This is a genomic window from Streptomyces collinus, from assembly GCF_031348265.1.
Classification (GTDB): domain Bacteria; phylum Actinomycetota; class Actinomycetes; order Streptomycetales; family Streptomycetaceae; genus Streptomyces; species Streptomyces collinus.
This window is the reverse complement of the sequence record NZ_CP133771.1, coordinates 3,787,878-3,801,336: the sequence shown is the minus strand read 5'-3', so window position 1 is coordinate 3,801,336 and position 13,459 is coordinate 3,787,878. Positions and strand designations below refer to the sequence as shown.

Sequence of the window (13,459 nt, the reverse complement as noted above, 5' to 3'; positions counted from 1 at the left end):
CGGACCGGGCCGACCGGCTCAGCGCAGCTCCTCCGGGCACGGCGTCCCCCGCGGGAGCTGGTACGGCGCCGCCAGACGGTACGTGCCGGCCTTCGGGGCCAGCAGCTCCGTCCACTTGTCGCCCTGCGCGTCCTCCTCCGTCTCCGTGAGGCAGCCGTTGACGTTCAGGTACGTCTTCGGCTCGCCCTCGGGGCGGTTCCTGGACTCCTCCGTCTCCTGCGGCGGCTTCAGGCTCTTGCCCTCCGCGTCGACGATGCTCAGCCACGGCGAGTACGGGATGCGGACCAGGATCCGGCCCGCCTTCTTCACCTGGAGGATCATCTCGCCCTGCTCGGCCCGGTCGACCACCGCGTTCGGCTCGGCCAGCGGGGTCGGGGCGGTCACCCTGAACAGCTGCCAGGTGTCGTTGCCCCAGATCTGGGTCAGGTACGGCAGCCCGCGCCGCACCAGCGCCCGCTCCCGCTGCCCCCCGTCGCCGTCCGGCTCGCCCTTCGGCAGCACGACGTAGTGCACCGCCCAGCGCTTCAGCCACTCGTGGTAGTTCGCCGAGTTGAGGGTGTCGTCGTAGAAGAGGGGGTTGCGCTCCATGTCGGCCTGGCGGTTCCAGCCGCGGGCCAGATTGACGTACGGGGCGAGCGCGGAGGCCTCGCGGTGGGAGCGGGCCGGGACGACCTCGACCCGGCCCTTCTCGGCGCCGACCTCCTGCAGCTCGTTGACGAGCGGCGCGAGCTCACGCGACCAGGACGCCGCCGGGGCGGTGTGCACGATGTCGTCGACCGTCTTGAAGCCGATCCACACGCCGAAACCGCACAGCGCCACGACGGCCGCGTACCACTTGCGGCTGCGCGGCACCGTGAACGGCAGCGCGGCGACCAGCGCGACCCCGGCGAACAGCATCGCCAGCCGGGTGATGTTCGACCCGATCTGGGAGCTGATCAGCCACACCAGCACGACCCCCAGGCCGTACACCGCGGCCGTGAGCCGGACCGTCTTCCACTCCCGCGGGACCAGCACGTAGGCGAGGACCGAGAACGCGAGCGGCAGCAGCACCGAGCCGATCATCATCGGCTGCGTGCCCGAGAACGGGAACAGCCACGCCGACACCGCCACCACCGCTGTCGGCGCCAGACCCAGCGCCCACGCGCCCGGCCGCCGCTTCTGCAGGAACAACGCCACCGCCACCAGGCCCACGAACAGGCCCGCGACCGGCGACGACATGGTGGCCAGCGCGGCCAGCGGCGCCGCGCTCAGGGCCTTCGCCCAGCGCTTGTAGCGCCACCGGTAGGGCCAGCAGAACACGACGGCGACCGCGCCGAGCGCGAACATCATGCCGAGACCGAACGTCACGCGCCCGGACACCGCGTTGCAGAACAGCCCGAACACACCGGCCAGCGACGCCCACAGCGGGTTGAGGACGGAGCGGCTGCGCAGGAGGAGCAGCGTCAGCAGACCGGCCGAGACCGTGCCCGCGATCATCATCGTCGTCCGCACGCCGAGCAGCGACATCAGATACGGCGACACCATGCTGTACGACACGGGGTGCATCCCGCCGTACCAGGCGAGGTTGTACGCCGAGTCCGGGTGCCGGCCGACGAACTCGGCCCACGCGTCCTGCGCGGCCAGGTCGCCACCGCTGTTCGCGAACGTGAAGAACCAGAGGATGTGCAGCGCCGCGGCGAGGCCCGTGACGGACAGGACCGGGTGCCGCAGCATGCGCTCACGCAGCGCCAGGACGGGGGCGGGCCACTCGAACTCCGCCTTGCGGCCCCCGGGTGCGCTGCCGTCGGGCGCGCTGCCGTCGGGCGCGCTGGCGTCAGAGGCGCGGACTTCCGGCGCGTGGACTTCCGGCGCGTGGACTTCCGGGGTGCCGGCTTCCGGTGCGTCGGCTTCCGGCGCTTCGGGCAGGCGTATTCGCGGGCCTGATACCGCGCCCGGCCCGGTGTCGTCTGCGCGTGTCGGCTCCGCAGTGGCCACTCGAAGGCACTCCCCGTGTCCCGTCTTCTGTTCTCGGCCTGTCCCGGTTCGGGACGCTAGCACGCACCCCGCCGGGCGGCGCCCGGACGGGCCGTTACCGGCGGAGTGCGGTGGTGCGGGTGGCGCCCCGGGTCAGCCGAGGCGCGTGAGCTTGGCCCCGAAGCCCGGCTCCACCAGGTCCTTCTGGAGGGCCACCGGGACCTTCACGGCGCTGGTGGTGCCGTCGCCGACGGTGAGCGTGCCCACCTTCGTGCCGGCCTTCGCCGTGTGCGGCAGGTCGTCTGCGGCGAACGTCAGCTTGACGGACAGGCCCGCCCAGCCGACGGCCGTGACGTCCTCGGTGACGGCGACCGGCGTACGGCCGCCGAGACCGTCGTCCGCGTACCCGACGACGTCGCCCTTCTTCAGGATCGTCGCCGACTCCAGCGCGCCCTGCGCGGCCCGGATCAGCTTGTCGCCCTCGTGGAGAGCAGCGCCCAGGATCGTGTTGTCCGGGCCGCCGGCGGGCTGGCGCACGACCGCGCCGATGATCCGGTGCACCTCGCCGTTCACGTCCTTCCTGGCGGAGAAGACGAGGTTGCCGAGCGCCGAGGTGGTGGTGCCGGTCTTGATGCCGGTGACGTCGTTGTAGCCGACCAGGCGGTTCCAGTTGTCGTGCTTCTTCTGCTTGTAGTCGACGTACGACATCATCGTCGCGACCTCGCGGAAGGCCGGCTGCAGCATGGCGGCCTTGGCGAGCTTCACCTGGTCCACGGCCGTGGAGACGGTCGTGTTGTTCAGGCCCGACGGGTCGGTGTACGTCGTGTTCTTCATGCCGAGGTCCTTGGCGGCGTCGTTCATCTTCTGCACGAACGCCTTCTCGGACCCCGCGTCCCAGCGGGCGAGCAGCCGCGCCACATTGTTCGCGGACGCGATCAGGATGCTCTCCAGGGCCTCCCGCTCGGTGATCCTGTCGCCCTTGGTGACGTCGACGGTGGACTCCTGGCCGGCGTCGGACTGGTCCTGCGCGGCCTGGTCGATCAGGATCTTCGGGCCGTCCGCGCCGCTCTTGAGCGGGTGGTCGCGCAGGATGACGTAGGCGGTCATGACCTTGGCGACACTCGCGATCGGAACGGGCTTCTGCTCGCCGGAGGAGCCGAACGTGCCGATGCCCTGGACGTCCAGCGCGGCCTGGCCGTCGGCGGGCCACGGGATGTCGACCTTGCCGCCCTCGAAGGTGTAGCTGTCCTTCGCGGTCAGCTCCAGGGTGGGCGAGGGGAGCGGGCGCACGCTCTGCACGACCGCGAAGACGACGACCAGCAGCAGCACCAGCGGCGTCCAGATCTTCACCCGCCGGGCCGCCGTCCGCAGCGGGGTCTCCGGGGGCGGCGGGGTGTTCGTCAGCTCGGCCAGCAGATCCAGCGGCGGCCTGGGCGGCAGCGGCTGCTGCGTGGTCCGCTCGGGGCCGACGGTGGGGACGGGCGCGGTGGCTTCGGCCGGGGCGGCAGGGGCCGCCGGAGCGGCCGGAGCGGCCGGCTTCCTGGCCGACGGGTCGTCCAGCGGCTTGAGCGCGACGAACTTGCTGGTCCGCTCGGCGTCCCTCTCCGGGACGTCCTTCTTCGGGGCGTCCGTTTTCGGGAGGTCCGACTTCGGGAGGTCCTTGGCCGCGCCCCCGAGCTTCAGCATGGTGGTGGGCTGATCCACCGGCGGCCGTACGGTCTTGAAGACGGCGGTGGGCTGGTCGACGGGGGGTTTGGCGGGTGAGCCGTCGGTGTCGTCGGTGTCGGCGTCCGACTCGCCGGTGACGTCGTCGGCTTTGCCGGGCTTGTCCTCGGCGGCGTCGGCCGGGGTCGTGCTCTCGGCGGCGGCGTCGTCCTTGGTGTCGGCGTCGGTGCCGGTGGCTCCGCCGGACTTCGGGGTCGTGTCGGGGCGGGGCTTGTCCTCGGCGGCGTCGTCCTTGGGGGCGGCGTCGGTGCCGGCGTCCTCGGTGGCGTCGTCCTCGGTGTCGGTGGCCTTCGGGCCCTTGACGTCGTTGTCGGCACCGGGCTCCGAGGGCTCGGAGTCCTCGTCGTCGGTCCGCTCGTCCGCCTCGGCCTCGGTCTCCGCCTCGGCCGTGCCCTCGTCGTCGGCGGAACGGTCCGCCTCGGGCTCGGCGACGTCACCGCGGCCCGCCCCGGAGCCCTCGGACGCCGTCTCCGCGGCTTCCTGGGCATCCTCGGCGTCCGTGCCGGCCTCCGCAGGCTCGTCCGCGCGGTCGTCCGCGTGGTCGTCCTCGGCGTCCGCGCCGGGCTTCGCGGCCCCGGTGGCCTCCCCTGCCTCCTGAGCGCCCGCGTCGGCCTCCTCGGCCTTCCCAGTCTCGTTGGCCTTCTCGCCCTTCCCCGCGCCCTCGACGGCAGCCGACTCGCCCTCGTCCGCCGACGCGACCCACGCGGCGACGGCATCCCGCAGCCGTCCGTCACTGCCTGCGGACCCCTCGGGCGCATCGGCGTCCTCGGACCCCTCGGGTCCCTTCGCGCCCTCGGAAGAGCCGGAAGTACCCCGCCCGGCGTCCGCGACCGCGTCCTCGGTGTCCGAGTCGCCGTCGGCCCGCTCGGCGTCGTCCTCGGTGTTCTCCGGTTCCTCCGCCGTCCGCGTGGACAGCACGCGGGTCGCCGTGTCGGCACCGCCTCGCGTGGCGGACCTCTCCGGGTCCCGGGCCACCGCGAGCCGCGGGTCGGCGACTTCGCTCCTGGCCTCCGGAACCGGACTCGCGCTCCCCGACGTCTCTCGTGCCGACGACTCGCGCTGCTTCGACCTGTCGGGGGACTCGCCCGCCACCGATGCCTCCTCCTCGCGCCGCATGCCCCGCGTGCGCGTACCGAACCGTGAACCGCCGCCCGTGACACCGCTCCGGCGCTGTCCGAACCATGTACCAGTGTCCTGTGTGCGGGCCAAACCCAACCGGTAGACGAGAACGACATACCTACTGGTTCCACTACGAACCGGTCACGCACCCTCGACAGACCAATGTGAGAGGGGTCACCCTGTCTTTCATCCACGCGGGGAGGCATGGATGGGCAGGAGCCGCAGAACACTTCCGGAGGAGCTTCTGCTGCTGGCGCTGGACCCGACCACGGGTACCACCGCACAGCCGCAGTCGCTCGACCTCGGTCTGGCCGGAGCACAGCTAGTAGAGCTGGCGCTGGCCGGACGGATAGCCCCAGACGGGGATCGTATCGCCGTGGTGGCACCACGGCCGACTGGAGACCCAACGTTGGACTGCGCGTTGGAGTTGCTGCGAAGGCGTGGCGCTCCCGTGCGGGCAGTGAACTGGATTGGCGGGCCGCGACTGGGGCTGCGCCAGACCTACCTCTCGCATCTGGAGCGGTGCGGCATGGTGCATGCCGTGGCCGGCCAGATGTGCGGAGTGCTGCCGACGACTCGCTACCAGGCGACGGACACCGAGATCAGCCGGGAGATCAGGGCCCGGCTGGACTCCGCGATCCGCACCGGCGTACCGCCGGACCCGCGGACCGCGGCACTCGCTGCCCTCGCCCACGCGGTCGGCCTCGGCAAGCACCTGTACCCGGGCAACGAGGGACGCTCCTCTCGCTCCCGGCTCAGGGACCTGATCAGGCACGACCCCATGGGCGGTCTCGTCGCGCACGCGGTGATGGACGTCCAGAACGGCGTCGCGGCGCAGCCGCGCCGCAGCCCGGCACCGTCCGGCCGTCCGGCCGCCGGCGCGGCCAGGCCCGCACCGGAACCCGCCCGCGGCGTTCCGATGCAACCGCGCCACGGGAGCATGGCCCGCGCCGTGGCCCACTGAGCCGCGCCGCACCGGCCGGACCCGGCACCGGCACGACCTACGACCGGCACACGCACCACGGGACCCACGACCCGGTCACGGGAGCCGCTGTCCGAGCGGGGCGGAGAGAGCGCACACTCTCTCCGCCCCGCTCGGCGTGCCGTGTCCGAACTGGCGTGTACCCGTCGCATATCCACCGTTTCCCAGCGGTAGTAAGCACCTTGGTGGCAGTCTGCTCAAGAGTAGATACGCAAAGTAGAGGCACGCAGCCGGAGGTGCACGTCCCGTGGCGTCCAATGTCAATCCCACCGTCAGGCGGCGCCGGCTGGGCCAGGAGCTCCGCAGGCTCCGAGAGCTCAAGGGCATGACGGCCGAAGAGGTGGCCGAGCGGCTGCTGGTGTCGCAGTCGAAGATCAGCCGCCTGGAGAACGGGCGGCGCAGCATCAGCCAGCGTGACGTGCGCGACCTGTGCGGGGTCTACGAGGTCGAGGACCAGCGGATCGTCGACTCGCTGATGCAGATGGCCAAGGACTCCCGGCAGCAGGGCTGGTGGCACGCCTTCGGGGACATCCCCTACAGCGTCTACATCGGCCTGGAGACGGACGCCGAGTCGCTCCGGGTCTACGAACCCCAGATCATCACCGGCCTGTTGCAGACCCGTGCGTACGCCGAGGCCATCATCCGGGGCGGCTCGCCCGAGGCGTCGGAGGCGGACAACGACAAGCGCGTCGAGGTCCGGCTGCGCCGGCAGGGCCGGATCACCGCCGAGTCGGAACCGCTGCGGCTGTGGGTGGTCCTGGACGAGGCGTCCCTGCACCGGATCGTCGGCAGCCGGCCGGTGATGCGCGAGCAGCTGGAGCACCTCGTCGAGATGTCGCAGCTGCCCCACATCACCGTGCAGGTCCTGCCGTTCGAGGTCGGGGCGCACGCCGGCATCAACGGCCAGTACTCGATCCTGGAGTTCGCCGACGCGGCCGACTCCAGCGTCGTCTACATCGAGGGCGTCACCAGCGACCTGTACCTGGAGAAGCCGCTCGACGTGCAGAAGTACACGGTGATGTACGAGCACCTGCGGGCCCAGTCGCTGAACGTGGACCAGTCGCGGCAGCTCATCGAGCGCGTGGCGAAGGAGTACGCGCGCTGAGCAGCAGCCGGAGGATGACTTCCGTCGGGCAAAGCGCGGGATGTTACACCCCTGACACGCCTGACTGAAGTCTCCCCTGGAATATGCCATCCAGTCGAGTGAATGACTGCTCCGATCGAGGATGTTGGCGAGTAGCGTCGATCACGCCAACCACCAGCACGGGTTGGCGTAAACGCAACTGGCAACGGAGCGAACATGGCAATTCGTCTGGGCGCCACGGAAACGTGGACGACGTCCTCCTACACCAACAACAACGGCGCGTGCGTGATGGTCAGGTCGACCGTCGACGAGGCCCTGGAGCTCGGCGACACCAAGATCCCCGAGGGCCCCAAGCTGGCGTTCCCCGCCGCCGCGTGGAACGCCTTCGTGGACTCGGTCAAGGCCTGACCCCCGAGACCGACCGCACCACGAGCACCACCGACAGAGCCCTCTCGACCAGCATCGCCGTCCTTGCCGAGAGGGCTCCCTGGTGCCCGCGGACCTGAGCAGGCCCGAGGGGGGATCAGCTCACCGGGAACGCCACGTCACACACCGGGTCCTCCGGCCCGGCCGCCTCCCAGTCCGCGAAGTACAGCTCCCGGCAGGGGCCGGTCGCCGTCAGCCCGCGCACCGCCATCCACTCCTCCACCGCCTCGAACGCGGCCAGGATCTGAGGGTGCGCCACCTGCGCCTTGGTGATCCTGGTGTACGCCAGCCGCCGGGCCGGCTCCACCCGTACCGTCGTCTCCCACGCGCGGCCCCGCCGCTCGGCCCAGGCCCGGGCCGCAGCCTCGTCGGCCACCGGCACGCACGCCTCCGCGGGGCCGTCGCTCTCCGTCGACACCTCCGCGTGATAGGCGACGTACGGCACCCCGGCCACACCCCCGCACTCCCGGGCGGCCTCCTCCAGCCGGCCCAGCGCCGCCCCGATCCACGACGGCAGCTCGTCCGCGAGCGTGTGCCGCTTCTCGGAGATCACCACCTGCGCGGGTGTCTGAACCATCCCGACCGTGAACTTCCCGTACATCTCGGAGCTCCTCCCCGACAGCCGTCCACGGAGGTACTCGGCGAGCGTCCGCTGCCCCGCCACCCGCGCCTCGACATCCGCCCAGTAGGCGCCGAGCAGCCCGGCCGCCGCGGGCCCGTCGCCCGCCGAGACCACCTCGGCGATCCGGGCGAGCGGCATGTCCAGCTGCCGCAGCATCGCCACGAGCCGGGCCCGTTCGACCTGGCTGGCGCGGTAGTAGCGGTAGCCGGTGGCCTCGTCGACATGCGCCGGGGCCAGCAGGCCCAGCCGGTCGTACAGCCGCAGGGCCTTCGCCGAGAGGCGGGCGCGCGCGGCGAACGCACCGATGGTGAGCAGCTCCAGGTTCGGTTCCGGTCCGTCCACCACGGCATCCTCCGTCATCGGGCGGCTCTTCCGCCCGATGACGAGGACGCTCGGGCCTGACCCAGGGGCAAGGTCAAGCAGCGGCCGTCAGGCCAGCTGGGCCTCGATCGCCGCCACGACCTCCGCCGCGTCCGGCTCGGTCTGCGGCGAGAAGCGGGCCACGACCTGCCCGTCGCGGCCGATGAGGAACTTCTCGAAGTTCCAGCGGATGTCACCGCTGTGCCCCTCGGCGTCCGCGAAACCGGTCAGGCGGTCGTACAGCGGGTGCCGGCCCTCGCCGTTCACCTCGACCTTCTCGGTCATCGGGAACGTCACGCCGTACGTCGCCGAGCAGAACTCGGCGATCTCGTCGGCGCTGCCGGGCTCCTGCCCGAGGAACTGGTTGCAGGGCACGCCGAGGACGGAGAAGCCGCGCGCGGCGTACTGCTCGTGGAGCTTCTCCAGGCCCGTGTACTGCGGGGTCAGACCGCACTTGGAGGCGACGTTCACCACGAGCACCGCCTTGCCCGCGTACTGGGACAGGTCGGCCGGGCCGCCCTGCAGCGCACCGATCTCGACGTCGAGGGGAGAGGAACCGTTGGTAGTCGTCATGCCTCAGACCCTAGCCCCGGCGGATTCCGGGCCGGGGCCGGGCCGGTTCCGGGGCCGGGCCTCGGTGGCCTCCACCAGGACCTGCCCCGCCGCCGTCCGCGAATACAGCACCGACCTGCCCGCCCGCCGCCGCTCCACCAGACCGGCGTCCAGCAGCACCCGCAGATGCCGCCCGACCGAGCCGAGCCCCTGCCCGGTCACGGCGACCAGCTGGCTGGTGCTCAGCGGCGAGCCGAGCCGGACCAGCACACCGGCGCGGGCCGTGCCCAGCAGTGCGCTGAGGCTCGCGGGCACGGGCCTGCCGCCCGGGTCGGCGAGTGCCCCGGCGCACGGGTAGACCAGCGCGTACCGGTCCGTGCCCTCCCAGGCCACCCAGCCGATGCGCTGGGTGGTGATCGGCACGAACACCAGCTCGGCGCCGGACAGCTCACGCGGCGGGTATTCGTGCGCGTTCACCTGGAGCCGGTTCTCCCCGAGCCACTGCGTCCCCGGCCGCAGTGTGTCCAGCGCGCTCGCCCAGCCGCCCCGGCTGACCCGCGCGGTCCGCGCGACCACATCGGCTTCGAGGATGTGCCGGCGCTGGGACCAGTACGGCCGCACCGCCGTCGTCCAGACGTACGTCAGCAGGTCCGCGGCGCGCTCCGGGAGGTCGTCCCGGTGCAGCACCGCCGGGACCGGGCCGCGCAGGGAGACGGTGAGGTCGGCGCGGGCCGCCTCCGGGTCGGCCGCCCGCACCCGCGCGACCTCCTGCTCGAAGGGCTCCCCGGCACGCGGGGCGGGGGAGAGGAAGTCCGCCGTCCACTCCCGTCCGATCCCGGCGCGGATCAGCTGCGCGGTCACCGGGTCGCGGGCCAGCCGCCGCCGGTAGGCCGGCAGATGGGCGTCGAGCCACCGCCGTTCGCCGGGATGCGCCGCGTCGGCCGCGTGCAGCAGCCGCAGACTCGCGAAGGCCTCGGCGAACGGCGAGATCACGAACCGGCTCCCGGCCAGGGTGTCCGCGCTGATCTGCCACCAGCCCATGAGCCGCCCCCTTCGCGAGGTTTCGCGTCCGCGCGAAACAATAACCACGCGATCAAGGGCGTCGAAGACTCCGCGTATGCGCAGCTACCGCGAACTGTTCCGCACGCCCGAGTTCACCCCGTTCTTCCTGGCCGCGTCGGCGCAGACGGTCGCCCAGACCATGGGCGGACTGGCCCTGGGCACCCTGGTCTACCGGGCGACCGGCTCACCGCTGCTGTCGGCGGTCAGCATGTTCGGCTCGTCGCTGGTGCAGGTGCTGGGGGCGACTTGCCTGCTCTCCGCCGCCGACCGGCTGCCCCCGCGCGCCGCCCTGACGGCCCTGCCGCTGCTCTTCGCCGCGGCCACCGCCGCCCTGGCCCTGCCCGGCCTGCCCGTCCGGTGGCTCTTCGCGATCGTCCTCGCCAAGGGGCTGGTGGAGTCGGTGGGCGGGGGAGTGCGCTGGGGCCTGCTCAACGAGATCCTCTCCAAGGACGGCTATCTGCTCGGCCGCTCGGTGTTCAACATGATGAGCGGCCTCATGCAGATCGCCGGCTACGCCACCGGCGGCGCCCTCGTGGCCCTGCTCTCCCCGCGGCCGGCCCTGCTGGCCGCCGCCGGGCTGTACGGCACGGCGGCCGTCGTCGTCCGCCTCGGCCTGACCCGCCGCCCGCCCCGTACGACGGGCCGCCCCTCGGTGGCGGCGACCTGGCGCGCCAATGCGCTGCTCTGGTCCTCCCCGGCCCGCCGCGAGGTCTATCTGGCCCTGTGGATCCCCAACGGCCTGGTCGTCGGCTGCGAATCCCTCTACGTCTCCTACGCCCCCGACTCCGCCGGCACGCTCTTCGCCTGCGCCGCGCTGGGCATGCTCGCCGGGGACGTGCTGGTGGGCCGCGTGCTCCCACCGGGCCCGCGCTCCCGCCTGGGGTTTCCGCTCCTGCTGCTCCTGGCGGTTCCGTACGTGGTGTTCCTGCTGCGTCCGGCGCTGCCGCTCGCCGCGGCCGCGGTCACGCTGGCCTCCGTGGGGTTCGGCGCGAGCCTCGTGCAGCAGGAGCGACTGGTGGCGTCGACCCCCGACGGGCTCACGGGGCATGCCCTGGGGCTGCACTCGGCGGGGATGCTCACGATGCAGGGAGTGGCGGCGGCGCTCGCGGGGTCGGTGGCCCAACTGACCTCCCCGGCAACGGCGATGGCGGCGATGGCCGTGACGTCGGCGGGAGTGACGCTGCTGCTGATGGGCGCGGCGAAGCGGGAGGAGCCGAGGGCGGTGAGCCGCTGAGGGGCTCTCAGGACGGGGAGTCGCCGGGGACGGAAACGGGGACGGCCGGGGCCTCCACGAACACCTCGGGAACCTCGTTGTCCACGACGACCCTCGACAGCAGAACGGCCAGCCGCTCCCGCTCGGAGCCGCTCAGCCCGGACGGCAGGGCCTCCATGCGGCGGCAGGTCTCGACGTAGAACTTCTCGGCGAGCGCGGCTCCTTGGTCCGTCAGCCCCACGCGCACGGCCCGTCCGTCGCGCGGGTCGGCCTCCCGAAGTACCAGCCCTCGCCGCACCGTCCGGTCCACCAGCCCGGTCAGGCTCGACTTCGCCAGCCCGAGCGTCTCGCCGAGTTCGCTCATGCCGTACGGCCGGGCCAGCAGCACACACAGCAACTGCCCCTGCTGCGGCGTCAGTCCGTACGCCCGGCTGGCCTCCGCGTACACACCGTCGACCAGGAACGCCGCACGCACCAGCGCGGCGACGACCCCCACCTGTCCGGCTGCCCCGTTCCCCATCGGGTCAGGGTACCGACCGGTCTGTCGCGGTGCCGGGGTCACTCCTCGTCCGGGGCCTCGCCCTCGATGAGGCGCTCGGCGATGTCGTCGGCCCACTCCTGGGCCCAGCGGCGCAGCCCGGCGACGGCCGGGGCGTCGAGGCCGGCCCCGGTGAACGCCCTGTCGTCGAGCCAGTCCGTGCCGGTCAGCCGGGCCTGGAGGTCGGTGAGGTCGAAGGCGTCGGGGGCGTGTCGGCGGCCGAGTTCTTCGAGTTCGGGGTGGCTCCAGCGGGCCGAGGCGGCGTGTACGTCGACCAGGTCGCGCGCGAGTCCGCGGTCGGCCAGGTCCCGCACTCGGGTACCGACGAGGTCGTCGAGGGAGAGCGCCGGACCGAGCTCCGTCTCCACGGCCGGGCGCCACAGCACCTCCTTGTGGAGGGCGACCTCGCACTCCACGCCGCTCGGCGCGTCCGTCACGAGGAACTGGGCGGACAGCGGCCCGGCCTCCAGGGTCTGCACCAGCCAGCCGCGCTCCACCAGCCCGCTGCGGACCGCGTCCGCGACGGCCTCCAGCGCGGCCGGGTGCTCGGTCGCCAGGTCCACGTCCGGCCCGGTCCGCTCCACCAGCCCGTGCGCCTGAGTCGCGTACCCGCCGGCGAGGACGAGGGAGTAGGCCTCACCCACCGCCAGCAGATCACCGAGAAGCCGGCCGGTGGGCTCGGGGACGGGGAGGGGGTCGGGCATGCCCTGATTATCGCGTGGAGGTGGTGGAGAGCCGGGATGACCGGCCCGGACGGGTGACGGGGGACGGGGGACGGGCCGGGGGTGCCGTGTCCGGGGGTGCGGAGTACTGCGCGACGGGGCTTGTGCGGCGAGGCGCCTTCTGGGGGGCGCGGGGAACTGCGCGACCGGCCCCCACCCCGCCGCACCGGGCCACGGCCCACGCGCCGCGCCTACGCCTTCCGCCCCACCCCGCAGTACGCATCCACGGAGCTGTCACCGGAACCGGCGTCACCGCCAGCCTCCGGTCGCCACTCGGGAACCCGCACCACCCCCGGCTCCACCAGCTCCAGCCCGTCGAAGAACCCGGCGATCTCGGCGACCGGCCGGACGTAGTACGGCACCGCACCGCTCGCGTTGTACGCCTCCGACGCGGCGATCATGCCCTCGCTGGTCGCGGTGCTGTCGCTGATCACCAGGTGACTGCCGGACGGCAGCCCGGCCATGAGCCGCCGTACCAGCTCACGTGCCTGCTCGTAGTCGGCGACGTGGCCGAGGGTGTTGAGGACCATCAGGCCGACCGGCCGGGAGAGGTCGAGCGTGCCGGCGGCGGCCTTCAGGACGGCCTCGGGGTCGTACAGGTCGGCGTCCAGGTACGCGGTCCTGCCCTCGGCGGTGCTGGTGAGGCGGGCGTTGGCGTGGGCCAGCACGATGGGGTCGTTGTCGACGTAGACGATCCGGGCGTCCGGAGCGACGCGCTGGGCCACTTCGTGGGTGTTGTCGGCGGTGGGCAGCCCGGTGCCGACGTCCAGGAACTGCCGTACGCCCTGCTCACCGGCCAGGTACTCGACGGCCCGCCCCAGGAAGCGGCGGCTCGTGACCGCCACGTCGACGAGGCCCGGGAAGATCGACTTGATCTGGTCGCCGATCTCGCGGTCGACCTCGTAGTTGTCCTTGCCGCCGACGAAGTAGTTCCAGAAGCGGGCCGAGTGCGGCTTGGAGGTGTCGATGCGGTCGCGCAGACGGTCGTCGGACACGGCGGGGCCTCCTGGGGGGCGGGGAAGGGGGACCGGCTCACCAACCTAGGCGAACTTCCAGGTGGGGTATGGGTGTTGTCCCTCCCGCCGCCGCCCGGCCGTGGAG

General features: G+C 72.5%; 12 protein-coding genes. 4 read left to right on the top strand and 8 right to left on the bottom strand.

The window, feature by feature from the left end; genetic code table 11:
* Positions 1–18: 18 nt before the first annotated feature.
* Both RFN52_RS17065 and RFN52_RS17060 read right to left on the bottom strand, forming a co-directional pair.
* Positions 19–1,974, bottom strand: a complete 1,956-nt coding sequence (locus tag RFN52_RS17065; protein ID WP_184847451.1) for a DUF8823 domain-containing protein — start codon at positions 1,972–1,974, stop codon at positions 19–21.
* A 132-nt stretch (positions 1,975–2,106) separates the two neighbouring features.
* Positions 2,107–4,770, bottom strand: coding sequence for a D-alanyl-D-alanine carboxypeptidase (locus tag RFN52_RS17060; RefSeq protein WP_311240978.1), 2,664 nt, complete (start codon positions 4,768–4,770; stop codon positions 2,107–2,109).
* A 235-nt stretch (positions 4,771–5,005) separates the two neighbouring features.
* Here RFN52_RS17060 and RFN52_RS17055 point away from each other — a divergent pair, with 235 nt between their 5' ends.
* From RFN52_RS17055 to RFN52_RS17045, 3 genes are all read left to right on the top strand, one after another.
* The gene (locus RFN52_RS17055) at positions 5,006–5,761 is read left to right on the top strand and encodes a GOLPH3/VPS74 family protein (protein ID WP_184847447.1); all 756 of its coding nucleotides are present in this window, start codon (positions 5,006–5,008) and stop codon (positions 5,759–5,761) included.
* Positions 5,762–6,026: 265 nt separating this feature from the next.
* On the top strand, positions 6,027–6,884 hold the full coding sequence (locus tag RFN52_RS17050; protein ID WP_184847445.1) for a helix-turn-helix domain-containing protein: 858 nt from the start codon (positions 6,027–6,029) through the stop codon (positions 6,882–6,884).
* Positions 6,885–7,079: 195 nt separating this feature from the next.
* The gene (locus RFN52_RS17045) at positions 7,080–7,271 is read left to right on the top strand and encodes a DUF397 domain-containing protein (protein WP_033312893.1); all 192 of its coding nucleotides are present in this window, start codon (positions 7,080–7,082) and stop codon (positions 7,269–7,271) included.
* A 115-nt stretch (positions 7,272–7,386) separates the two neighbouring features.
* On the opposite strand, the gene RFN52_RS17040 is transcribed toward RFN52_RS17045, so the two are convergent.
* The 3 genes from RFN52_RS17040 to RFN52_RS17030 form a co-directional block, all read right to left on the bottom strand.
* Positions 7,387–8,271 (bottom strand): MerR family transcriptional regulator, encoded by an 885-nt coding sequence (locus RFN52_RS17040; RefSeq protein WP_184847442.1) that lies wholly within the window; start codon positions 8,269–8,271, stop codon positions 7,387–7,389.
* Positions 8,272–8,340: 69 nt separating this feature from the next.
* The gene (locus RFN52_RS17035) at positions 8,341–8,844 is read right to left on the bottom strand and encodes a glutathione peroxidase (protein ID WP_229856735.1); all 504 of its coding nucleotides are present in this window, start codon (positions 8,842–8,844) and stop codon (positions 8,341–8,343) included.
* 3 nt (positions 8,845–8,847) lie between these two features.
* Entirely contained in the window at positions 8,848–9,864 is a 1,017-nt protein-coding gene (locus tag RFN52_RS17030) for an ArsR/SmtB family transcription factor (RefSeq protein WP_184847440.1), read from the bottom strand.
* Positions 9,865–9,940: 76 nt separating this feature from the next.
* On the opposite strand from RFN52_RS17030, the gene RFN52_RS17025 reads away from it, so the two are divergent.
* The gene (locus RFN52_RS17025) at positions 9,941–11,119 is read left to right on the top strand and encodes an MFS transporter (protein WP_184847438.1); all 1,179 of its coding nucleotides are present in this window, start codon (positions 9,941–9,943) and stop codon (positions 11,117–11,119) included.
* 7 nt (positions 11,120–11,126) lie between these two features.
* On the opposite strand, the gene RFN52_RS17020 is transcribed toward RFN52_RS17025, so the two are convergent.
* The 3 genes from RFN52_RS17020 to RFN52_RS17010 all read right to left on the bottom strand — a co-directional run bounded on the left by RFN52_RS17020 (position 11,127) and on the right by RFN52_RS17010 (position 13,353).
* Positions 11,127–11,618: a MarR family winged helix-turn-helix transcriptional regulator gene (locus RFN52_RS17020; protein WP_184847436.1), complete on the bottom strand. Its 492-nt coding sequence runs from the start codon at positions 11,616–11,618 to the stop codon at positions 11,127–11,129.
* 38 nt (positions 11,619–11,656) lie between these two features.
* The gene (locus RFN52_RS17015) at positions 11,657–12,340 is read right to left on the bottom strand and encodes a hypothetical protein (RefSeq protein WP_184847434.1); all 684 of its coding nucleotides are present in this window, start codon (positions 12,338–12,340) and stop codon (positions 11,657–11,659) included.
* Positions 12,341–12,549: 209 nt separating this feature from the next.
* Positions 12,550–13,353 (bottom strand): SAM-dependent methyltransferase, encoded by an 804-nt coding sequence (locus tag RFN52_RS17010; protein WP_184847432.1) that lies wholly within the window; start codon positions 13,351–13,353, stop codon positions 12,550–12,552.
* Positions 13,354–13,459: the final 106 nt, after the last annotated feature.

Excerpts from the sequence above, each read along its gene's own strand:
- RFN52_RS17055 (WP_184847447.1), top strand. The coding sequence starts at position 5,006 with ATGGGCAGGAGCCGCAGAACACTTCCGGAGGAGCTTCTGCTGCTGGCG.
- RFN52_RS17045 (WP_033312893.1), top strand. The coding sequence starts at position 7,080 with ATGGCAATTCGTCTGGGCGCCACGGAAACGTGGACGACGTCCTCCTAC.
- RFN52_RS17040 (WP_184847442.1), bottom strand. The coding sequence starts at position 8,271 with ATGACGGAGGATGCCGTGGTGGACGGACCGGAACCGAACCTGGAGCTG.
- RFN52_RS17035 (WP_229856735.1), bottom strand. The coding sequence starts at position 8,844 with ATGACGACTACCAACGGTTCCTCTCCCCTCGACGTCGAGATCGGTGCG.
- RFN52_RS17030 (WP_184847440.1), bottom strand. The coding sequence starts at position 9,864 with ATGGGCTGGTGGCAGATCAGCGCGGACACCCTGGCCGGGAGCCGGTTC.
- RFN52_RS17025 (WP_184847438.1), top strand. The coding sequence starts at position 9,941 with ATGCGCAGCTACCGCGAACTGTTCCGCACGCCCGAGTTCACCCCGTTC.
- RFN52_RS17020 (WP_184847436.1), bottom strand. The coding sequence starts at position 11,618 with ATGGGGAACGGGGCAGCCGGACAGGTGGGGGTCGTCGCCGCGCTGGTG.
- RFN52_RS17015 (WP_184847434.1), bottom strand. The coding sequence starts at position 12,340 with ATGCCCGACCCCCTCCCCGTCCCCGAGCCCACCGGCCGGCTTCTCGGT.